Raw genomic sequence first — 21,476 nt, 5'->3', positions numbered from 1 at the left:
GGGAAGGTATGTATTAATTCTTTATTTAAAGAGGTCATATATAGTTAATGATATATAAGAGAATGATGATTCAACCAGTTACTGATATTAAATCAGTGACTGGCTGTTTAGTTTTATTTAAATGTGAGTAAGCTCATGGTACATAAGCTATTTGGTATTGCCTACTAAAAAACGTTATTACGTTTATCTTGTCCAAGAAAATGGCTCGATTTCTCAGTTGCGAGGCGATTCATATTTCAAGTGCGGAAGACAAAATGAACTTTTTATACTCCTCTTTTACTGTATTTTGCTAAAAACGCTTGGTATTTTAGATATTTTCTTTCTAAATATATTGTCGCGTTGTAATAAATTTGTTTTAGATAATTATCAACCAGAGAGTTTCCACCATGGGCACTTATATAAACATTTCCTCTTTTTCTTAGTACGGTATCAGTGAGACTAAGTTCTTTTCGTACTCTTAACAGGAAATTTTTAGTTCCTAAAAATGAAATAGTCGCTTGTGGGGGGCCTTTCTTTGCTTTTTTGGGAATATATAGACAACCGTCTCCGTCGAAATAACCTCGGATAAAGTGACTTTTTAAATTAGAGGGTAAGATAGTTTCGTCAGGGAACTCAATAATTAGTGATTTTTTGGGTACACACCCTTTAGAGGTTAAATCTTTAATCATTTTTTTATTATGGATAGTTAGTCTACATGCTCGATATATTTTACCATTTTTATTTTTAATAATTTTTTCGGTTATTTTAGCATCTGTTTGCAGGAAATTCTTCAGTTTAACTAAATGATCAATATCCTCTATTTTTAAAACTATATCTAAACTGTAAGTGTGTTCTTGATTTGTTATATTGGCATCAGCATAGAAAAAACCGAGCCAGTACGCCTTTTGTTCAGTATCTATAACTTCAAATATACGCTCATTTGCAAGCGGAATTTTCCAATAGTTTAATGCATCGATATTTCTTGCTTTTAAATAATCAGCCAAAACAGCATTATTTATTTTCACTTTTCTAGCTACATCACTTACTGTGTAACCTTGTAAGAATAATCCTTCTGCCTTGCGTAGCTTTTCCTCTCTGGCTTCTTCATTTCGAGGATTTCTATGGGGCTTTATAACATGTCCTTTTGAACGTAAATAAGTTATAAAGCTAGTAGGCGTTGTATGATTTTCTATACAAAGTTTCTTAATACTTCCACCCTTCGCTAACCATATATTTTCAAGCCTTTCAAATAATGCTTGTCGATTATAATCAGTATTACCAACTCGAGCTGTAATGGTATATCCCTTTTTCTTTAAATAATCGGATATTTTACCATTGCTCATTTTTAATAGCCCTGCTATCTTTCGAATAGAATTTCCATCTATAAATAAACTTTCAGCGAACACTAACTTATCCGAAGTAGACATATTATTAAAATTATCTGGAATATTAAAATTCATATTTTACTCACCTAAACTTTTTATGTAAAAGTATTTCTAAAAAAAATTGTCTTATACATAAAAATTAAATGTGAATTTCTTCTAAGTGAAGGGTGGTCAAATAAGATTTTAAAAAGACGATGCAAGATACTTTGCCTTTACAAGAATAATGAATTGACATAAGTATATGTTTTTGAAGCACCTTATGAAATTTGAAGTACCCCCATAAGGATAGATTTTTTACTCCAATGATTATGGTGCAACACCTTGTTCTAATTCACCTTAAATTTGTCTTTAATAGCTGTGCAATATAATATTTTATTTTTTGGTTCAGGTTTAATTCATTATATAATATAACTTTAAAATGAAAATTTGCCCCCGACAACGCTAATTTAGTTAAATGGCATTTAATTTGGCATTTAGCAATCTTAGAAGAGTGCTGAAAACCTTTATAAATGCTGATATTATAAGCTATTTAATGAAGAGTGGTTCGACTCCCGCCGTCTCCATACATACGAAATCATTGAGTTTCACTGAGTGCTATGACGTAAAGCATAAAGTTTCCTTTTGGAAGCTTTATGCTTTATTTTGTTTTAGGAAGTTTTACGATTGATTAATTGCTATTTTATTTTAGTTTGAATTTAATTTTTATAAAAAAACGATCATTTTCAGCCTTTCATTTGTAGCGATTTTATTCAAATGTAGTTTTGTAAAAAGATTGATTATTTAAAACAAAGTACGATTATTTGAAACAAAAAGTGATAATTGATACTAAAGTTTGATTGAAAACTTGTGTCGATAGGCAGAATATTTTCTTATTCCACAATAGGGCCAGTTTGCGAAGTACCTGGACTAATGGATATGATACGCTAATGACAGAAGTAAAGTAAGATTACTTATACTTAAAAATGGAGGGGTAAAATGAGAAAATTCGCTGGGATTACTATAATTGCTTTTAGTTTGTTATTGGGGCTTTGCTGTGCAATAGCCTTTCATCAGGAGGTTATCGTTGCCAATATCATGTTTTGGATTATTAGTCTTCCTCTTTACATCATGGGTCAAATAACCAGAACTTCAAAGTCTGAATTTAAATATAGAGGAAAGCCCTGGGTATTGAACTATATTTTTTTCTTTTTTATTTATCCGCTATTAACCTATTTGTATGGGTCTTATAACGATCTAAAAGAAAATACTTTTGTAGATGAACAATTTATTATTTATGAACCTGTATCAGGTACACTAGGAGAGTTGTCTTTCGGTGCTTTTGTGCTTCTCCTCTTCCTATTTGCTGCTCGATTTCTTAATCCCGATTTAAAACGAAAAAGTTTATTGAACATAATTATTATTGGAAACGTTATTTTCCTGATTGCCTTTAATTATCTCATGTTCTCTGATTATAGAGGAATCCATGAAGAAAAGGGATTGATTACAAGCAACTGGAGGGGTGAACAGCATATTATTTCTTATGAAGAGATTGAAGGTATTTATTTGGTACCTTATGTCCATTATGCAAGTTTATCCAACGCTTCCGATGAGACAAGGTTTGTTTGGAAAGTGGTTTTTCAACCCAGCAATCAAAATGAAGTAGTTTACCGTTATCAAATGATGACGGAGTCTAATTTAGAGCAGACGATGGACATGAAGAAAGTTGCGAAAGAAAATGATATACCTTTTATCGTGGGAGAAATGAGTCAAGAAATATTGAAGTGGTTTGATATTGACTTGAAATATGAAGAGCTAGATAAGGATCGTTATTATGAGCTTTTTCAAGTGAGTACTAACTAATATAGAACAGAGATGGCTTATTTTAAATTCGTGATAACAGGAATAGTATAAGGCCAACCGGTTTAGTTTAGGGGAGAAAAGGTGTTATAAAGAAATACATACAACGCAATAAAGCTATTGAATAGGAGATAAACCTGCAAAAGAAATAATACCCCCAGGTCCCACATTGAATGGGACTTGGGGGTATTTTGCTGCATATATTTCTCTTCAACTATGGATGCTGTAACGGGGAAATCTATAGTTGCTAGTAATGTCTCTTTGTTTAATCTACATGGCGGGTTTAATGACCAGTTCACTTACATCGACATACTCAGGCTGTTCCAGCGCATAAACGATAGCACGGGCAATAGCCGTTGCTGGGAGAGTGGTACGGCGGTATTCCTTCATGATTTCCTTTGCCTCGTTGTCGGTAATGCTCTCGGCTAGTTCTGATTCCGTTACGCCCGGCGATACAAGGGTTACACGGATGCCTTGCCCTGCAGTCTCTTGCCGGAGTCCATCCGTTATGGCACGTACGGCATATTTGGTCGCGCAGTAGACAGCTGCTGTCGGGCTCACTTCGTAGGCACCGATGGAAGCGATATTAATGAAATGTCCGAAACCTTGTTTTTTCATGACGGGAAGACCTGCGGCAATGCCATGGAGGACACCGCGAATATTGACATCGATCATTCGGTTCCATTCCTCGATCTTCAGTGCTTCCAGCGAAGAGAGCGGCATCACCCCTGCATTGTTGATCACCGCGTCCACTCGTCCAAAACGACTTTGAGCTGCTTCAATGATCGCCTGCATCTGTTCCAGTTCCGTTACATCGAGCCGCTGGACGACTACAGAACCGCCATCCGCCTGAATGTCAGATGCCAATGTCTCCAGTCTTTCTAAACGTCTTGCCCCGATGACAACATGAGCGCCTAGACTTGCGAGCAGTCGAGCTGTTGTTTCACCGATTCCGCTGCTTGCTCCCGTAATCACCACTACTTTTCCATTAAGTGCAGACATCATTTGTTGCCCCCTTCACTAGGTTTTTCTAAATAGAGCACCATACCTGCATGGTAAAGTACACCGTCGATAAAATCACCGTCAGCAGTAAAGCCTGTATCATCGACATATTCGATATGGTTGCCTTCGATAGTATAGCTGCCTTGATAGGCGCTTTTTTTGCTGCCGCGTGCTTCGTCGTACCGTCCGTTCGGAAGCAGCTCGTGCCGGATATGGCCGTCCGCGGTTACCCAGATGCCTGTATAGGGATGTAAATCAGCATGTTCTTTTTTCATTTCCTTATCTCCTTCCACATGTAAACGATAGGCAGCACTAAAACCTAGATAGAATGAGAGTGATTGAAGAGCATAAATGAAACTTGCTCCATTTCTGTCTATCTTATTGAAGTGCCTGCCCATACACACATTATGAACTTCAGTGCCAAAGGGGAGGTAGCCGGTATTTATGAAATGATTGCCTAATACTCCAACAAAATATAATATATTGAATAAGAAAGCCATACGTGTTAATGGAAAAGGTGGGGGAACGGCCATGGAGCGGATTAAGGAATTAGCAGAGTTGATTGAGAGAAACGTAACGGTAGATGGGACGTCTGAGACAGCTATACCAGGCTTGCGGTTTGTTCGTACCTCCCGCGTTTCTGAGCCTGTTTACTCTGTTTATGAGCCTTCCCTATGCATTGTGGCTCAGGGAACAAAATTGGTCATGCTCGGTGAAGAAAGCTATCAGTACGATTCGGCCAGCTATTTGACTGCGTCTGTTCATCTGCCGATTACAGGACAGGTCGTGGCGGCTTCACCTGAAGAACCTTATTTATGTGTCAATTTGCAGCTTGATATGAATCAGATTTTCGAAGTTATTCAATCATCGAATCAAGGAATGTCTAGTGAATTCACAGGACGCGGTCTGGAAATCACCCGTATAAACGAATCGCTCCTGGAAGCGGTATTACGGCTGATTAGGCTGCTGGAAACTCCGCACGATATACCGGTCCTTGCCGCAAGTATTAAGCGTGAGATCATTTACCGGATTCTACAGAATGATGAGAATAATTCCTTGAAGCACTTTGCCCTTGTAGGCAGTCAGGCCCAGCGCATCGCAAAGGTGATTGGGGTATTGAACCGAGAATTCGCTCAACCTTTAAAGGTGGACGACTTAGCGAAAGAGGCCAGCATGAGCGCTTCATCCTTCTATCACCATTTCAAGGAAATCACGGGCATGAGCCCGATCCAGTATCAGAAACAGCTTCGGCTGCAGGAAGCACGCCGAATGCTTTTAACGGAAAGTATGGAAGCGGCGGAAGCAGCGTTCCAGGTAGGCTATGAAAGTCCATCGCATTTCAGCCGGGAATACAGCCGCAAGTTTGGCCTGCCCCCAATGAAGGACATACAGCGTTTGCGGGAAATGTTTTAGCAGCCGCTATTATGCTTGAAATTCCCTTAGGAATCATGACTTGTTCATGATTCTTTTATTTTTTGATGTTAAATAGACAGAAATAAAGAGAATGGCAAATGAGGAATAACCTAAAACGCTCCTGCAAACCAGCAGGAGCGTTTTAAATTTTTTGGTTAATTTTAGAAAATATGCAACTTTTTATTTCCAAATTACGTATAATGAAAGTGTAAACAGATGTTTTACGAAAAAGAGACAGGGGGATGTAGAATGAGTACTTTTAAGAAGGCGGGTGTATTGTTATCCGCTACAGCATTGTCAGTTGGCTTATTGGCACCGATGGCAAGCGCTACAGCGTTAGTAAATGAGCGGATGGAGACATTGCCGATTCAAGTGGCGCAGACGAATGCAGCGGTAACAAAGAATGATTTAATGAAGCGTTTTCGGGAGCTGTTTCCAGATGGGTTCCCAAATGTAACGGAAAAGGATTTTTATATGGGGACAGGCTACTCGGATCCTAAAGACCCTACGGTGCGTTATGAGCTTAGTTTCTCAAGGAACGTCGGGAACCGTCATGAATATGGAAGCTTAACATTTGTTGGAGAGAAGCTGGAGTTGGAGCAATTCCATTACCAGCCACTCAATTCAAAGGATGTATTGTTCCCGGCAAAATATACAAAAGGGGAAGCGCAAAAAGCGGCGGATGAGTTTATTAAAAAGTTCGATAAAGCCGGAGAGTATGAGCTTGTACCAGATGAATACAATTATTATTCATCGTCTCTTTTAACGCAGCCGGTTCAATATATGTTTACGTATACGAAGAAAAAGTCTGGTGTACCGATTTCCGATCAATCTATCAATATCGGTGTATTAGGGGATGGCACAGTAGCATCTTATTATAAAACACAAACGGCAGCAGGTAATTTTACGTATGATGATCTGTCCAAGAAACAAAGTGAAGCCGATATGGCCAAACGTTTACAGGATGCATTGAAGGCGCAGTTGTCATACAGGATTGAAACGGATTATGCAACAGGCAATCATACAGTAAAGCTTGTGTATCAGCCGAATAGCCAGATTAGATCAGGTGTCCATGCTGTTACCGGGCAATGGCTGACAACGGAAGGGCTGTCCTCCACGTTAGCCAACCCAACGATTACACCGATTGTGACGGCACCTTTAGCGGCAAAACAGCCGAACGTTACAGCAGGGCAGGCACAGGCGCTGGCGGAGAAGGTGCTTGCAACAGATCAAAAAGGCGTTAAGCTAAAGATCGAATCCATTAATGAAACAACAACAGAGACTGGTAAGGCAGTATATAACATTAACTATATGTATCACTACGCAAATGGCGGGACAGGCACTGAATTAAAAATTGATAAAAAAACAGGGGAAATTATTAAATATAGAGATATTAAAAGCAGCCTCGAAATAGAAGATGATAGCAGTAAGTCGGAAGTGGAATTAACACGGCAGCAGGCATTAGAAAAGGCGACTGCCTATGTGAAAGAATGGGCACCTTCCTATGCACATCAGTATGCATTACCGATAGAGGAGGGCCTTTACCACAATTATAATGACAGCTATTACTTTACGTTCCCGCGTATCGTAAATGGTATAACGGTAGCAGGAGACCAAATCTCGGTAAGCGTCGACACAAAAACAGGGGATTTATTAAGTTTGGATGTGAACGCATATGATGATATACAGTGGCCGGCAGCAACAGATATTTTGACACAACAGAAAGCAACTGAGTTGTTGAAAGATCAGTTAAAGCTGAACTTGCAATATGCCAACCATCCAAAAGTGGAAAGTGAGCAGCACTACAGCCTCGTATATCAACCTGTTTTCAGTGAAGGCCCGTATGCTGTCATTGATGCCAAAACAGGGGAATGGCTGGATTATGGCATGGCGAGTTCAGATAAGCCGACAATCGAGCATCCAACAGCTGCGGCGGAATTAAACTATTTAATTCAGGCAGGTATTTTAGAGGCAGATGAAACATTCAATCCAGATGCGCCCGTTACAAAAGAGGAAGCGCTAAAGGTAATAATGAAATCTGTCACACATATGTATTATGAACCGAGAGATCATGAGAATGAAGCGACGGATCAATCGTTTACGGATATTACGCCGGGTCATCCTTTATACCAATATGTCACACGTGCAGTAAAAATGGGTATGCTTGATGCGTCTACTAAAACGTTCAATGCGACTGCCTCCCTTTCAAATCAGGAACTGGCAAAATGGGGAGTTGGTATGCTGAAGCTGCATAACGTAGCGCAGCTTCGCGATATATATGGGCTGAATTACAGTGATGCTGGACAAGTAGATCAGGACCTGCGCGGCTATGTGGCATTAGCGTATGGAATGGGCTTACTAGAAGCGCAAAATAATGAACTGAAGCCAAAAAGTGAAGTAACGTATGCACAATTGGCACAAGTGACAATTCGTTTAGCCCATAAAATGAACGAATACCAGATCGACAACTATTAATAAGTGTAGAGATGAGCAAAGCCCCGATAAATAACGTTCCATCATATTTGTTCGGGCAGCCATACACTTGGGGCATAAGAAAAGCACAGAATCATCGATTTCTAAACCATCAGAAGGAGCAGCACATGCTGCTCCTTTTAGTATTCTATTCTAGAAAACTATCATTTTCTAGGATCTACATAATCCGGATAATCCGTAATGATGGCATCAACGCCCATATCGAATAGGAAGTCTGCAGCTTCTTGACTTCGTACTGTCCATGAACCAATTTGCATATCTAAAGCGTGTACCTGGTCTACTAATTCTTCCGTCACGATGCCGTAACTAGGGTTGAACCAATCTGCATATGTTGAAAATTCTTGTAAGGCTTCAGCTGTTGTGTGCGAACGGTTGGAAGTTAATACACCAATCGGCACTTTAGGAAGAAGCTTGTCCATTTTTTTCATCGATTCAAAGTTGAAAGACTGAAGAATGATTTTTTCATTTTGCGGTTTATGGAGATTCCGTTCTTTTAACGCAGCTGCTACTTGTTCTTCGATGCCAGGGTACAGCTCAGGCGCTTTTAATTCGATTAGGATGCCGATTTTCCCGTGGTAGCGATCAAGGATTTCTTCGAATGTCGGGATTTGTTCTCCTGCGAACTGTTCCGCTTTCCAGCTGCCTGCATCAAGACTTCTGAGCTGTTCAAATGTTAAATCTCCTACTTTTCCTGTGCCGTCTGTTGTGCGGTCAACGGTCGTATCGTGAATCACCACTAATTTACCGTCTTTACTTCTTTGGAGATCGATTTCAATATAATCGGCTTTCATCTTCACTGCCAGGTCAAAACCCGCCATTGTATTTTCAGGTGCATAACCTGTTGCCCCGCGATGTGCTACATTTTCCACCTGTTTTCTTTCGCCTGGTGTTGGTCCTTCTGCCGACCCTTGACTGAATGGACTGAATAATAAGGATAAGGCCACTCCTGTACCGATTAATAGTTTTTTGCTCATTTCTCCATCTCCCATCTGAAATATGATACAAATTTAGTTTAAAAGAGAGATGTTAAACGGAGATGTAGAGAGGTTGGTAGTTTCATAAAGAGTGTGTAAACGAAATTTGGCCTTTATCCTTACGATTGTTTACAAATCAGCTAATCAAATAGATGTGCTGTAATTGTATATTTTGTAAAATACCCAAGATAAATTTTTGTGTTTCGGGATGCTTATTACTTTATAAATGGTAAGTAGACTTGATACGTATTCTCCAACTAACTATTGCTTCTGTACACATCTCTATAGAGTTTTTCAATACTCGGTTTCTGCTGTCTCCAGGTTTTATGCCTCTTAAAAATTACTGATAATGGATGGGGTTTCCTTTATATCAAACAGGATAGCGCTGCTGCTTAGCATTAATTCAGAAAAGGAATATTTTAAAAAACACCAATCCCCATGTCCCTCGTTAAAATTTTATTGTCCCATTATCTTAGGATACAGTAATACTTCTTTTATTTTTTTCTTTAATTCTTTCTTTAATTCTTTCTTTAATTCTTAGGGCGCCGGGAGCCGTTGATGCAGCGGGGTTTGCGGCTGTTTTTGTGCACCAATCTGACGTGCTCTGTCCACCAATTTGGTGTGTAGTTGCATGTCAAAGTGGCGCACAGTTATCGTCAAACAGACGCGGAGTTCCTATCAAAGTGACGCACAGTTACCATCAAACAGACGCATACGACAAATTGACGTCTAGTCAAATTGGCGGTATGTCTACATCTAACAATTTCTGTAATTCATCATACCGAACGCGGTAATAGGTGCCTGTGTGGTCGAATCGTTTTTTCTCGATCAGCTTCCTTTTGTGCAAGGATTTGATCAGCCGCTCAATTGTGCTTTTTGATAAGAATGGAATCTGCAAAAGCCAGCCTTCGTTCGTGCATTGAAACCATTTACAGCCTTCGATTGTTGTTTTTGAAAACTGGGCATTGTAGTGTACTTGCTGCAGGAAAATGGCTTCAAGCAGGCCGACTTTCACAGCCACTGTTGGATAAACGAGAGTAACAGGACCTTCTACCGGCAGCCTGCTCCTAGATATCCTTCCTTCTTCATCATGCCAATTCATCTTACATTCCCCCTTTATCTAAAGAATCGAAATGAATGGGTAAAAAGGGGACATTTCTTAATGATTTTTTTAGAGAATTTTTCATGTGTGCTAAATGGCGTCTTTCGTATCGGAAAGTTAGGTGGATTTTATAGCCCGGGCTTGTTGCTGAAGTAAAAGAGCGGGGGGTAAACATTTCTTCTTTTTTCGAAACGTTATTCTGATAGAGTAAATCAACAATCAACTAAATATCAATTTATTTTTCTCTCATAAGAAACTTGTTATATATGAATAATATTTTTAGAAGCCTGCAAAAATTTCGAGGATTTCTTATGATAGGCGAATTTGATAGCTATGTAAATAATCATAAATAGAACTCGAATAATGTCGACTCTCTTTCTGTCGAGCCTCGGCATTGGCTGTTCTCGTTTACGACAGTGCAGCACTTTCCGCAAAACAGCCATCTATCCTGAAGTTTCGGATAGATGGCTATTCGTCTTGTGCTGAAAATGTATCGGCTCCACTCTAGACTTCCAGCTGCACATGTTCTGAGCTATAGGATTGTAAAAACTGCTGAATGATAATCGATGCAACACCTAGCACACTTCCTTTGTCGATTAAAGTGGAGAAGTGGACCTCCACCTGCTGGGGGAAGAACGAGCTCGCCTGATTTGAAATGATGCTTTTGATCGGTTGTTCGATAAAAGGCTTCAGGAGCGCGATTCTGTTCCCAATGACAATTTTGGAAGGGTTAAATGTATTCATTAAATTCATCAGGCCGATAGAGACGTATTCGCTGTATTGCTGAATGATGGCATCGGGCACAGCGTTATCCTCGATCAATTGAATCGCATCTTCCAGCGTTAAATCGCTGATGCCGGTTGCCTCCTCCAGCTGCTGGACGAGGTTATGCTCGGAAGCATAGGCTTCCCAGCAGCCCTTTTGACCGCAGCGGCAAGTTTTACCGTTCATGTGGATGATCATATGGCCGCTTTCGCCGGAGTAGCCGTGCTCTCCCAAAAACAATTCGCCGTTAATAATAATCCCGAGACCGATCCCGTACCCGATACTGACATACAAAATGTTCTGCTGCTTCATATGGGAGATCAATGAAAACTCCGCATAGGCTCCGGCATTTGCCTCGTTGCTAATATAGATCGGGAAATCAAAATGCTCCGCCAGCATAGAGACGAGGTCGACATTTTTCCAGTTCAGGTTTGGGGCATTTAAAATGATGCCTTCCTGGTCAATGATGCCGGGCACAGCGATCCCCATACCGATAATGTGATAGGGGCTGGCCGGCACATTGGCTGCCAGCAGGTGAATGAAGGAGATGATTTTTTCCTTGTACACCGACAATGTTGTATCCGTAACAGCATATTTTTTTTCGAATATAATTTCGCCGTTCAAATTCGTAATAATGCCTCTTAAATAGTTAACACCGATATCAATCCCGATGGAATAGCCTGCATGCTCATTGAGTTGTAAAAGAGTGGAACGGCGACCGCCTGTGGAAGCTTCCTTGCCGGCCTCGATGATTAGCTGCTCATCGATCAGCTCTTTTACGAGGTTTGCGACAGTTGCTTTTTTTAATTGTGTATTGTTGATAATTTCATTTCGTGAAATCCTTTTCTGCAGCAGAATCTGCTGTAAAATCGCTTCTTTATTGAGCTTTTTCCCAAGCTGCTGATTCCATGACATGACGATCCCTCCCTTCCTCCTAATCAATTATAGAGATTTTCTGAGAGATTTGTATAGTAATAAAAAACTTTGTTTACGCGATAGACAAAGTAAAAGCGGTGTGCTATTATTTCTTTAAATTACATTAACTTGTAATAAAAGGAGGATGTTTATGAAGAAATGTAAGGGGTTACATTTGTTTGTTGTAATGCTTCTATCCGTGCTGGTTTTGGCGGCATGCGGTCAGGATGCCGGAAGTTCTTCCGGCACGGAAAATGGTTCTTCCGATGAGGGCGGGGACGATAAGCTGAAAATCGGTTTATCCGTTTCTGACTTAACATTAGAGCGGTGGCAAAATGACCGCGACTTCTTCGTGGCGAAAGCAGAGGAGCTGGGGGCAGATGTGATTGTGCAGTCAGCGGATGGGGATGAAGCACAGCAGCTGTCGCAAATCCAAAACATGCTGTCACAAAATATCGATGTACTTGTCATTATTGCGATTAATTCAGATTCATTGTCTACAGTGGTGGAGCAGGCAAAAGCGGAGGGTGTACCGGTACTCGCATATGACCGGTTGATCAACAACGCTGAAATCGATGCCTACGTTTCCTTTGATAACATCCGTGTAGGCGAGATGCAGGCAGAGTATTTAGTGAATTTAAAACCGACGGGCAACTACTTCCTGATGGGTGGTTCGCCAACAGATAACAATGCAAAAATGTTCCGTGAAGGTCAAATGAATATTATCCAGCCTTTAGTGGATAAAGGCGATATCAAGATTGTCGGCGACCAGTGGGCAAAGGACTGGGATGCAAACGAAGCGCTTAAAATTATGGAAAATGCGTTAACAGCAACGAAAAACCAAATCGATGTAGTCGTTGCATCGAATGATAATACTGCCGGTGGTGCGATTCAGGCGCTGTCGGGTCAGGATTTGGCAGGGAAAGTATTAATCTCTGGGCAGGATGCCGACTTGGCAGGTGTGCAGCGCATTGCAGAAGGCTTACAGACAATGACTGTTTACAAGCCGATTAAAGCGATTGCGGAAAAAAGCGCGGAAATCGCTGTTCAGCTTGGCGAGGGTGAAGAAGTATCGGCTGATTCATCGGTGAATAATGGATTGATCGATGTACCGTATGTCATGCTGGATCCGGTTTCTGTAGGAAAAGACGATCTGGTGGATACAGTGATTGCGGATGAGTTCCATTCTTATGAAGACGTGTATAAAAACGTGCCGGAAAATGAGCGTCCGGAGAAGTGATGATGTAAAAAAGGGGAGATTCAATCTCCCTTTTCTTTTCAAACAATAATTCTGATAATTAATACTATTGAAAATAAAACGTTAGTGAGGGAAGAGGATGGAAACGTACGCACTTGAAATGAGAGGTATCACAAAACAATTCCCCGGCGTAAAAGCGCTTGATAATGTAACGTTTGCAGTCCGTAAAGGTGAGATACATGCGCTCTGTGGTGAAAACGGCGCTGGAAAATCGACGCTGATGAAGGTATTAAGCGGTGTTTATCCTGCTGGTACTTATGCCGGCAGTATTTTCATTAACAATCAGGAAATGAGCTTTAAGAATATTAAGGAATCACAGGATGCAGGGATCGCGATAATTTATCAGGAACTGGCTTTAATCGGCGAGCTGTCGATTGCGGAAAACTTGTTTTTGGGGCATGACCTGATGCGCCAGCGGATCATTAACTGGAATGAAATTTACCGCCAGGCAATCATTGCTTTGGAGAAAGTGGGGCTGCACGTAGACCCGCAGATTCCGGTAAAGGAACTGACAGTCGGGAAACAGCAGCTTGTCGAAATTGCAAAGGCATTAATGAAAAAGACAGATATCCTGATTCTGGACGAACCGACAGCGGCATTAACGGAAAGTGATGTAGCCGTACTAGTAAAGCTGCTGAATGAACTTCGACAACAAGGTGTATCGTGTATATACATTTCACATAAACTCGGAGAAGTAATGGAGCTTGCAGATTCAGTCACCATTCTGCGGGATGGAAAGACTATTTCAACGGACCCGATTTCGGCATTGAACGAGGACAAAATTATTACGAAGATGGTGGGCCGCGAGCTGACGGAGCTGTTCCCGTATGAACCGCGTGACATCGGCAGCGACAAAGTACTCAGTGTGGAAAATTATAGTGCGTATGATAAGGCGGGAAAAGCCGTCGTCTCGGGTATTAATTTTGATTTGAAAAAAGGCGAGATTTTAGGGGTTTCGGGTCTGATGGGGGCAGGACGCTCCGAGCTGTTTATCAGCCTGTTTGGCGGAATGCCCGGTAAGAAAGCAGGCACCGTCACGATTGACGGCAAGCCGGTAAAGATAAAGATGCCCGCGGATGCAATTAAGGAAGGATTGGCGTACGTATCGGAAGACCGCAAGCGATACGGCCTTGTCCTCGGGATGGACATCACGAAAAATACGACATTGATTGCGCTGAATAAAGTCATGAAGCTGAACATGATCAATCAGGCAATGGAAGTAAAAAATGCACAGGAGATTACCCAGCGCATGAAGCTGAAAGCCCCCAATCTGGATGTAGAGGTCGGGAAGCTGAGCGGCGGTAATCAGCAAAAGGTTGTACTGAGCAAATGGATTATGAACAATCCGAAAATCCTCATTCTAGATGAGCCGACACGGGGAATTGATGTCGGAGCCAAATATGAAATCTATAAGATTATGAATGAACTGGTTCAGCAGGGGGTAGGCATTGTCTTGATATCTTCGGAGCTTCCGGAAGTGCTCGGCATGTCTGACCGCATTTTGGTCATGAGCCACGGCCGGATTACAGGAGAGTTTACGCGCGAGGAAGCAACACAGGAAAAAATCATGATATGTGCGACAGGGGGAGAGAAAGTTGTCCAATGAACAAGCAGTAATGAATCAGCCGGAGATCAGCAGCAAAAATAGTAAACTCCCGTTCAAGATTGATATTCAATCGTATACGCTCATCATTGCATTGGTAGGAATTGCTGTCATTTTTACGGTTCTGACGGGCGGGGAGTTTTTATCGTCACGGAATATTTCGAACTTATTTACGCAAATGTCCGTCATTGCCATATTGGCGATCGGGATGACCCTTGTCATTGTAGCCGGTCATATCGATTTATCCGTCGGCTCCATTGTCGGGTTAACAGGTGGGATTGCCGCCATGCTGCAGGTGTGGCAGGGCTGGAGTACACCGCTTGTTGTGCTGACGGCTGTTGTGGTCGGTGCGGTTTTGGGCTTATGGCAAGGCTGGTGGGTGGCCTACCGGGCAGTACCGGCCTTTATTGCGACGCTTGGCGGTATGCTGATTTTCCGCGGGATTTTGATCGGTCTTTCGGACGGCCAGACAGTAGCGGGTTTAAATCAAGGCTTCAAGCAGATCGGCAATAGCTATCTGCCATACATGATCGCCTACATCATCGTTGCCATTACCGTTATCGTGCTGATCGTGACCACAGTACGGAACCGCCAAAAACGTAATGAGATGGGCTTACTGCTGGTGCCGGCTAGTTTGGATTATGGAAAAGTGGTCTTATACTCTGTGTTCATCGTGGTTATTACGTATATGCTAAACCGTTATTTAGGGGTCCCGACACCATTTTTGATTGTTGTGGCGACGGCTTTATTATTTGTGTTCGTGACAAATAAAACGGCCTTTGGGCGCCGTGTATACGCAATGGGTGGAAATCCGGAAGCAGCGGCATTGTCGGGGATCAACATCAAACGCAATACATTAAGTGTATTTGTCATCATGGGGGCATTGGCCGGTTTAGCCGGCGTGTTATTGACGGCGCGGTTAAATGCAGCAACCGTATCGGCAGGCAATAGCTACGAGCTTGATGCGATTGCCGCCTGTGTCATCGGCGGTACAAGTTTGATGGGCGGAAAAGGACGTATTTTCGGGGCATTGATCGGTGCGCTCATTATGGCGTCTATCGATAATGGGATGTCGATGATGAACATCGGTGCCTACTGGCAGTATATCGTAAAAGGCTTGATTTTAATTTTGGCCGTATGGATTGATATGGTGAGCAAGAACAAATAATGAGGAGGCCCAAGTCATGGCATATTTTAAGGACATTTCAGCAATTCAATACGAAGGTGCTCAATCAACAAATGGTTTAGCATTCAAATACTACAACCCGCAGGAAAAAGTGGGCGACCGGACGATGGAAGAAATTTTACGTTTCGGTGTAGCGTACTGGCATACATTTACGTATGACGGCGGAGATCCGTTCGGCGCCGGCAATATGCAGCGCTCATGGGATCACTATTCAGGGATGGATTTAGCAAAAGCGCGGGTGGAAGCCTCTTTTGAGTTTTACGAGAAATTAAATGTTCCGTTTTTCTGCTTCCATGATGTAGATGTAGCTCCAGAAGGCGCGACATTGGCAGAGACGAATAAGAACCTGGATATCATCGTCGATGAAATCGAGCAATATGTAAAAACATCCAAAACAAAGCTGTTATGGAATACGGCCAATATGTTCTCGCATCCCCGTTTTGTACACGGGGCAGCAACGGCGCCGAATGCGGATGTTTTTGCGTATGCAGCCGCGAAAGTAAAAAAAGGGCTGGAGGTTGCCAAGCGCTTACAGGCAGAAAACTATGTATTCTGGGGCGGCCGTGAAGGCTATGAGTCGCTGCTGAATACAAATATGAAGCTCGAGCAGGATAACCTGGCGCGCTTCTTCCATATGGCACTGGATTATGCAAAGGAAATCGGCTATACGGGGCAGTTTTTGATTGAGCCGAAGCCGAAAGAGCCTACGAAGCACCAGTATGATTTTGACGTAGCAACAGGAATCGGCTTCCTGCGCACGTATGGATTGGAAAAGGACTTTAAATTCAATATTGAAGCAAACCATGCGACACTGGCGGGCCACACATTTGAGCATGAGCTGCACACAGCCCGCATTCACGGCATGCTCGGGTCTGTCGATGCCAATCAGGGTGATACATTGCTAGGGTGGGATACTGACGAATTCCCGACAGATTTATATAGTAATACCTTGGCAATGTATGAGATTTTGAAAAACGGAGGACTTGGCAAGGGCGGCTTGAACTTCGATGCGAAAGTACGCCGCGGCTCCTTCCAGCAGGATGATTTATTCTACGCCCATATCGCGGGCATGGACTCCTTTGCGATCGGCCTGAAAGTTGCGCATCAGCTGCTGCAGGATGGGGTATTGGAAGACTTTGTCGACGAACGCTACAGCAGCTATCAAGAGGGCATCGGCAAAAAGATTGCAGAAGGTACAACGGACTTTAAGGAACTAGAGCAGTATGCACTGAACGTAACGGAGATTGAAAATCAGTCGGGGCGTGTAGAAAAATTACGGATGGTCATCAATCAATATTTACTAAACACTTTAAAGTAAATGCTTTAAGGAACCTTTAGTTTAAAGCTGTCCTATAGGGAGGTGTCCTTGTAGGGCAGCTGTTTTTATATGGAAGGAGGCGGCATGGTGAACTATGTATTGGGTATTGATTTAGGGACGAGTGCAGTAAAGGCGTGCTTAATGAATGAACAGGGAATACTTGTAGATGAAGCGACAACTACATACAGCTTATATCATGAAAAAGCGGGCTATTCAGAGCAGAAGCCGGAAGACTGGATCACGGGTGTCACTGCAGCCATTCAGCAGATTATGGAACGTTTCGAGGAGGACCCGGCGCTGATTGCCGGTATCAGCTTTTCCGGCCAGATGCACGGCTTGGTGCTACTGGATGAAAGAGGGGAAGTGCTGCGTCCCGCTATCCTATGGAATGATACGAGAACGACGGCACAGTGCAGGCAGATCGTTGAAAAGGTGGGGCGTGAGCGGCTGCTGGCCATTACGAAAAACCCGGCATTAGAAGGGTTTACGCTGCCGAAAATTTTATGGGTGAAGGAATATGAGCCGCATATTTTCGAAAAAGCTGCTTCATTTGTATTGCCGAAAGACTATGTACGCTACGTCATGACAGGACAGATTCATATGGAAATGTCGGACGCTGCCGGCACCTTATTATTGGATGTGGCAGCGAGTGGATGGAGCAGGGAAATTGCTCAGGCTGTAGATATTGATCTGGCAATCTGCCCGCCGCTTATCCAATCAGCGGCACAAGCAGGTGCCATTACCTCCCGTTTTGCACAGGCAACAGGATTATCCACGCAGACAAAGGTATACGCTGGCGGTGCTGATAACGCGTGCGGCGCCGTGGGAGCGGGGATTGTTTCAGAAGGGAAATCAATGGTGAGCATCGGGACATCCGGGGTACTGCTCGCATATGAGCAGGATGCGGAAAAACAGTTTGACGGGAAAGTCCATTACTTCAACCATGCAGTGATGGATGCGTACTACACGATGGGGGTAACGCTATCTGCCGGGCATTCATTAAGCTGGTTTAAACATACGTTTGCGGCCGGTGAAACGTATGATGCGCTGGTTGAAAAAACGGCATCTATACCGCCGGGCAGCAATGCATTGCTTTATACACCGTATCTAGTTGGGGAGCGTACCCCCTATCCGGACAGCCAGATTCGCGCAAGCTTTATCGGTATCGATGCCTCCCATACGAAGGCACATTTTACGAAAGCCGTGATGGAGGGGATTACGTTTTCGTTGCGTGATACGCTGGAGGTTTTCCGTGCGGCAGGGAAGCGGATCGATGAAATGGTGTCGATTGGCGGCGGGGCGAAAAATCCGGTGTGGCTTCAAATACAGGCCGATATTTTCAATGCGAAAATCCACAAATTAGAAAATGAGCAGGGCCCGAGTATTGGCGCCTGCATGATTGCGCTTGTCGGGGCAGGGCTGGTGGACTCCTATGAGGAAGCGGTTGAAAGGTGTGTAAAAATTGCCGAAACATATACACCGAATCCGGACAATGTAGCTGCCTATAACCGGGTCTATACAATTTATAAGGAGATTTACAGCCAGACAAAACCGCTGAATGATGCATTGCAGCAATTACGCTAAGGGAGAGATGATGATGGAGAAAGTAAAGTGGGGCATTTTAAGTACGGCACAGATTGCACTGACGGAGCTGATTCCTGCAATTGAGCGGGCAGTGAATGCAGAAGTGACAGCGATAGCGAGCAGGGGGCCTAAAGTACATCCGGCAGCACAGGAGCTTAATATCCCGTGTGCCTATGAAAGCTATGAGGAATTGCTGCACGATCCGGATGTCCAGGTCATTTATATTCCACTGCCGAACGACCTGCATAAAGAATGGGCGATGAAGGCAGCAAGTGCAGGAAAGCATGTTCTTTGCGAGAAACCGGTCGTATTAGACGCGGCCGATTTAGAAGAAATCCTCGAGCATTTTGCTGCCCATAACTGTTTGTTTATGGAAGCCTTCATGTACCAGTTCCATCCGCAGCACCAGCGTGTGAAGGAGCTAATCGAGGCGGGGGAAATTGGAGAAGTAAAGCTGTTCAGATCGAGCCATTCTTTTTTATTTGAAAATCGGGACGGCAATATCCGGATGAATAAAGAACAGGGCGGCGGTGCTCTTTGGGATGTCGGCTGCTACTCTTTACATGCGATGCAGTATCATATCGGGGCCAATGTAAAATCCGTACATTTTACAGGGCAGTTGGATGAGCAGACGGGTGTAGATGTTTCAGCGTTCGGCATTATCGAATTCGAAAATAATGTGACGGCACTCATTGATTGCAGCTTCGATATGATCGAACGCAATGAAATAGAAATTGTCGGGACAAAAGGGACTATAAAAGTAAAGCATGCGTTCCGTCCGGATGTATTCGGCGGCGATGCCAAGATTATCGTCACGGCACCTCCTGTCGAAAGAACCGAATATGTCCAAGGGGATATTTATAAGTTGGAAGTCGAGTATTTCTCCCGGTGCATTTTAGAAAAACGCAATCTACACGAGCAGCACCACTATTCACGCAACACGACGCGACTATTATTACAGGCATATAAAAGCCTGGAAGCGAATGTATGAGTGGCACTATCAAGCAATCCACATTTGGGCATGTAGACGGGACCGAGATTTTGCAGACGACAATGGAGAATGAAAACGGTGTACGTGTATCGACCATGACGTACGGCGCGGCTATTACAGAAATTGCTGTACCGGACCGCCATGGTGTCATCGAAAATGTAGTATGCAGTTTCCCGAATGTGGAGGGGTATATCGCAAACCCGCAGTTTTTCGGTGCTACAATCGGCCCGTTTGCCGGCAGGTTAGAGAATGCGACACTGCGCATTCATGAAGAGGAAATTCAGCTCACGCCGAATGAAGGCAAGCATTTACTGCACGGCGGTGACCAGGGGTTTCATCAGCAAATCTGGAATGTGACGACAGAGCAGTGCGGCCAAGAGCTAAGGACGATGTATGACCTAGCATATAACACCGATTATCCGGGTCCTATTTTCTGCCGTATTACATTTTCCCTGCTGCCCTCCAATACATTGGCAATCGTGTATGAGGCGCGTGCGGAAAATGATACGTATATTAACCTGACAAACCACAGTTATTTTAATCTGTCGGGGAATTTGAAAAGAACCGTTGTACAGCATGAGCTAACGATACCCGCAGCACATTATTTACCAATCAATGAAGAAGGCCTGCCGCTGAACGAGTACGAAGCAGCAGCGGGTACGCTATTTGATTTTCGACAGAAAAAATCACTAGGCAGCGTCATAGGTGCCGACCATCCGCAAATTGCTTTAGCGAAGGGAGGACTCGATCATCCTTTTCTATTAAACGGCGAGGTGATCGAGCTGTCGGATTCTGAGAGCGGGCGTACGCTCCGCATCGTGACAGAGGATAAGGCAGCGGTTATCTATACAGGCAATAAAATCGGCGAAGGATTTCGTTTTTCCGATGCCCCGGCAGCGAATTTTTCGGGGATCTGTATCGAAGAACAAAACGTGCCGAACAGCGTCCTTCACCCGAACTTACCAAGCTCCTTCGTAAAAGGGAAAACAACATATCACAAAAAGACGCTGTATCATTTTTTATAGAGTTCTGCTGTCTTTATTCCCCGGGTATGGAAAGCTTCAGAACACCAGACAAAAGGTAAACGGGGCTTGCCGTAGCTATAGAATGCAGGTTGATCAAAGACAACCCACAGACCCATATCTTAAGTGAAATGAAAAGAACCCGTTTTGAAAAAGTTTGTTCAAAACGGGTTAACTCTTTGGGAAACAATGTGTACTTTTTACAAAAAGGTTTGAATATTTTTTAACTAAAGCCCCTTTTACTTTAAGTACAAAAATTCTCAAGTACATAAAAATTCCATAAAGATCCAGTTTTCATTTAGCTTTAAGTCTGCTATACCTTCTATTTACTCCTTCGAAAAAATCAGGTAACTGACAATGTAAAGAAGCAAGGAGTTTTTCGAGTCATTTACAAAATTATTTAAAATTAGAAAAAAATGTTTACAAACAGCTCGAAAATGCATATACTTACAAAGTAAACAAAAAATTCTTAAGGAGGTCGAATGAAATGAACGTTATCGTTAAATTGATGTCAGTGGTAGTTACAGCTTCAGCAAAAATGAAAATCACACATTCGACCAGAGTGGAATGGCTTGTTTAAGGATTTCTTTGTAATTTAAACATACCCATACCGCAGGGAGAAGTGTGCCCCTGCGGTATTTTTATGCCTT

Annotated in this window: 16 protein-coding genes; 10 read left to right on the top strand and 6 right to left on the bottom strand. The window is 42.9% G+C overall.

Going from position 1 to position 21,476, the window contains the following annotated elements; all coding sequences use genetic code 11:
- Positions 1-263: 263 nt before the first annotated feature.
- Positions 264-1,439, bottom strand: a complete 1,176-nt coding sequence (locus AA0Y26_RS18160; protein ID WP_413363439.1) for a hypothetical protein — start codon at positions 1,437-1,439, stop codon at positions 264-266.
- A gap of 900 nt (positions 1,440-2,339) precedes the next feature.
- Between AA0Y26_RS18160 and AA0Y26_RS18155 the strand changes: the two genes are divergently transcribed.
- Entirely contained in the window at positions 2,340-3,203 is an 864-nt protein-coding gene (locus tag AA0Y26_RS18155) for a hypothetical protein (RefSeq protein ID WP_413363438.1), read from the top strand.
- A 267-nt stretch (positions 3,204-3,470) separates the two neighbouring features.
- Here the strand turns inward: AA0Y26_RS18155 and AA0Y26_RS18150 are convergent, their stop codons facing one another.
- Positions 3,471-4,202, bottom strand: a complete 732-nt coding sequence (locus AA0Y26_RS18150) for an SDR family oxidoreductase (protein WP_413368303.1) — start codon at positions 4,200-4,202, stop codon at positions 3,471-3,473.
- Positions 4,202-4,477 (bottom strand): Atu4866 domain-containing protein, encoded by a 276-nt coding sequence (locus tag AA0Y26_RS18145; RefSeq protein WP_413368302.1) that lies wholly within the window; start codon positions 4,475-4,477, stop codon positions 4,202-4,204. The genes AA0Y26_RS18150 and AA0Y26_RS18145 overlap by 1 nt, the downstream gene beginning before the upstream one ends.
- 256 nt (positions 4,478-4,733) lie before the next feature.
- On the opposite strand from AA0Y26_RS18145, the gene AA0Y26_RS18140 reads away from it, so the two are divergent.
- Both AA0Y26_RS18140 and AA0Y26_RS18135 read left to right on the top strand, forming a co-directional pair.
- Positions 4,734-5,615, top strand: a complete 882-nt coding sequence (locus tag AA0Y26_RS18140; protein WP_413363437.1) for an AraC family transcriptional regulator — start codon at positions 4,734-4,736, stop codon at positions 5,613-5,615.
- Positions 5,616-5,864: 249 nt separating this feature from the next.
- Positions 5,865-8,090 (top strand): YcdB/YcdC domain-containing protein, encoded by a 2,226-nt coding sequence (locus tag AA0Y26_RS18135; RefSeq protein ID WP_413363436.1) that lies wholly within the window; start codon positions 5,865-5,867, stop codon positions 8,088-8,090.
- Positions 8,091-8,251: 161 nt separating this feature from the next.
- Here AA0Y26_RS18135 and AA0Y26_RS18130 read toward each other — a convergent pair whose 3' ends face one another.
- From AA0Y26_RS18130 to AA0Y26_RS18120, 3 genes are all read right to left on the bottom strand, one after another.
- Positions 8,252-9,082 carry a glycerophosphodiester phosphodiesterase gene (locus AA0Y26_RS18130; RefSeq protein WP_413363435.1) on the bottom strand — a complete coding sequence of 277 codons (831 nt, stop codon included), beginning with the start codon at positions 9,080-9,082 and terminating at the stop codon, positions 8,252-8,254.
- Between the two features lie 733 nt (positions 9,083-9,815).
- Positions 9,816-10,184, bottom strand: a complete 369-nt coding sequence (locus AA0Y26_RS18125) for a hypothetical protein (RefSeq protein WP_413363434.1) — start codon at positions 10,182-10,184, stop codon at positions 9,816-9,818.
- Positions 10,185-10,688: 504 nt separating this feature from the next.
- The gene (locus tag AA0Y26_RS18120; RefSeq protein ID WP_413363433.1) at positions 10,689-11,864 is read right to left on the bottom strand and encodes an ROK family protein; all 1,176 of its coding nucleotides are present in this window, start codon (positions 11,862-11,864) and stop codon (positions 10,689-10,691) included.
- Positions 11,865-12,015: 151 nt separating this feature from the next.
- Here AA0Y26_RS18120 and xylF point away from each other — a divergent pair, with 151 nt between their 5' ends.
- The 7 genes from xylF to AA0Y26_RS18085 all read left to right on the top strand — a co-directional run bounded on the left by xylF (position 12,016) and on the right by AA0Y26_RS18085 (position 20,829).
- Positions 12,016-13,104, top strand: coding sequence for a D-xylose ABC transporter substrate-binding protein (xylF, locus tag AA0Y26_RS18115; protein ID WP_413363432.1), 1,089 nt, complete (start codon positions 12,016-12,018; stop codon positions 13,102-13,104).
- A gap of 97 nt (positions 13,105-13,201) precedes the next feature.
- Entirely contained in the window at positions 13,202-14,728 is a 1,527-nt protein-coding gene (locus AA0Y26_RS18110) for a xylose ABC transporter ATP-binding protein (RefSeq protein WP_413363431.1), read from the top strand.
- A gap of 10 nt (positions 14,729-14,738) precedes the next feature.
- A complete protein-coding gene (locus AA0Y26_RS18105) occupies positions 14,739-15,893 on the top strand; it encodes a sugar ABC transporter permease (protein WP_413368300.1) in 1,155 nt (384 codons plus the stop codon).
- Positions 15,894-15,909: 16 nt separating this feature from the next.
- Positions 15,910-17,229, top strand: coding sequence for a xylose isomerase (xylA, locus tag AA0Y26_RS18100; RefSeq protein WP_413363430.1), 1,320 nt, complete (start codon positions 15,910-15,912; stop codon positions 17,227-17,229).
- Positions 17,230-17,316: 87 nt separating this feature from the next.
- Positions 17,317-18,813, top strand: a complete 1,497-nt coding sequence (gene xylB / locus AA0Y26_RS18095; RefSeq protein WP_413368298.1) for a xylulokinase — start codon at positions 17,317-17,319, stop codon at positions 18,811-18,813.
- Positions 18,814-18,826: 13 nt separating this feature from the next.
- Complete coding sequence (locus tag AA0Y26_RS18090; RefSeq protein WP_413363429.1) at positions 18,827-19,804, top strand: Gfo/Idh/MocA family protein; 978 nt, start codon at positions 18,827-18,829, stop codon at positions 19,802-19,804.
- Positions 19,801-20,829, top strand: coding sequence for an aldose epimerase family protein (locus tag AA0Y26_RS18085; RefSeq protein WP_413363428.1), 1,029 nt, complete (start codon positions 19,801-19,803; stop codon positions 20,827-20,829). Before AA0Y26_RS18090 ends, AA0Y26_RS18085 begins: the two co-directional genes overlap by 4 nt.
- Positions 20,830-21,476: the final 647 nt, after the last annotated feature.

Origin of the sequence: Lysinibacillus canaveralius (assembly GCF_047301505.1) — a bacterium.
In the GTDB taxonomy this organism is placed as follows: domain Bacteria; phylum Bacillota; class Bacilli; order Bacillales_A; family Planococcaceae; genus Lysinibacillus_B.
The sequence above is the reverse complement of the archived record's forward strand: the minus strand, read 5'-3'. Positions and strand labels throughout refer to the sequence as shown.

What these genes read in the sequence shown, in the direction of transcription:
- AA0Y26_RS18125 (WP_413363434.1), bottom strand. Translation starts at nt 10,184, where the DNA reads ATGAATTGGCATGATGAAGAAGGAAGGATATCTAGGAGCAGGCTGCCG.
- AA0Y26_RS18140 (WP_413363437.1), top strand. Translation starts at nt 4,734, where the DNA reads ATGGAGCGGATTAAGGAATTAGCAGAGTTGATTGAGAGAAACGTAACG.
- AA0Y26_RS18105 (WP_413368300.1), top strand. Translation starts at nt 14,739, where the DNA reads ATGAATCAGCCGGAGATCAGCAGCAAAAATAGTAAACTCCCGTTCAAG.
- xylA (WP_413363430.1), top strand. Translation starts at nt 15,910, where the DNA reads ATGGCATATTTTAAGGACATTTCAGCAATTCAATACGAAGGTGCTCAA.
- AA0Y26_RS18160 (WP_413363439.1), bottom strand. Translation starts at nt 1,439, where the DNA reads ATGAATTTTAATATTCCAGATAATTTTAATAATATGTCTACTTCGGAT.
- AA0Y26_RS18135 (WP_413363436.1), top strand. Translation starts at nt 5,865, where the DNA reads ATGAGTACTTTTAAGAAGGCGGGTGTATTGTTATCCGCTACAGCATTG.
- AA0Y26_RS18150 (WP_413368303.1), bottom strand. Translation starts at nt 4,202, where the DNA reads ATGTCTGCACTTAATGGAAAAGTAGTGGTGATTACGGGAGCAAGCAGC.
- AA0Y26_RS18110 (WP_413363431.1), top strand. Translation starts at nt 13,202, where the DNA reads ATGGAAACGTACGCACTTGAAATGAGAGGTATCACAAAACAATTCCCC.
- AA0Y26_RS18085 (WP_413363428.1), top strand. Translation starts at nt 19,801, where the DNA reads ATGAGTGGCACTATCAAGCAATCCACATTTGGGCATGTAGACGGGACC.
- AA0Y26_RS18155 (WP_413363438.1), top strand. Translation starts at nt 2,340, where the DNA reads ATGAGAAAATTCGCTGGGATTACTATAATTGCTTTTAGTTTGTTATTG.
- xylF (WP_413363432.1), top strand. Translation starts at nt 12,016, where the DNA reads ATGAAGAAATGTAAGGGGTTACATTTGTTTGTTGTAATGCTTCTATCC.
- AA0Y26_RS18090 (WP_413363429.1), top strand. Translation starts at nt 18,827, where the DNA reads ATGGAGAAAGTAAAGTGGGGCATTTTAAGTACGGCACAGATTGCACTG.
- AA0Y26_RS18120 (WP_413363433.1), bottom strand. Translation starts at nt 11,864, where the DNA reads ATGTCATGGAATCAGCAGCTTGGGAAAAAGCTCAATAAAGAAGCGATT.
- AA0Y26_RS18130 (WP_413363435.1), bottom strand. Translation starts at nt 9,082, where the DNA reads ATGAGCAAAAAACTATTAATCGGTACAGGAGTGGCCTTATCCTTATTA.
- AA0Y26_RS18145 (WP_413368302.1), bottom strand. Translation starts at nt 4,477, where the DNA reads ATGAAAAAAGAACATGCTGATTTACATCCCTATACAGGCATCTGGGTA.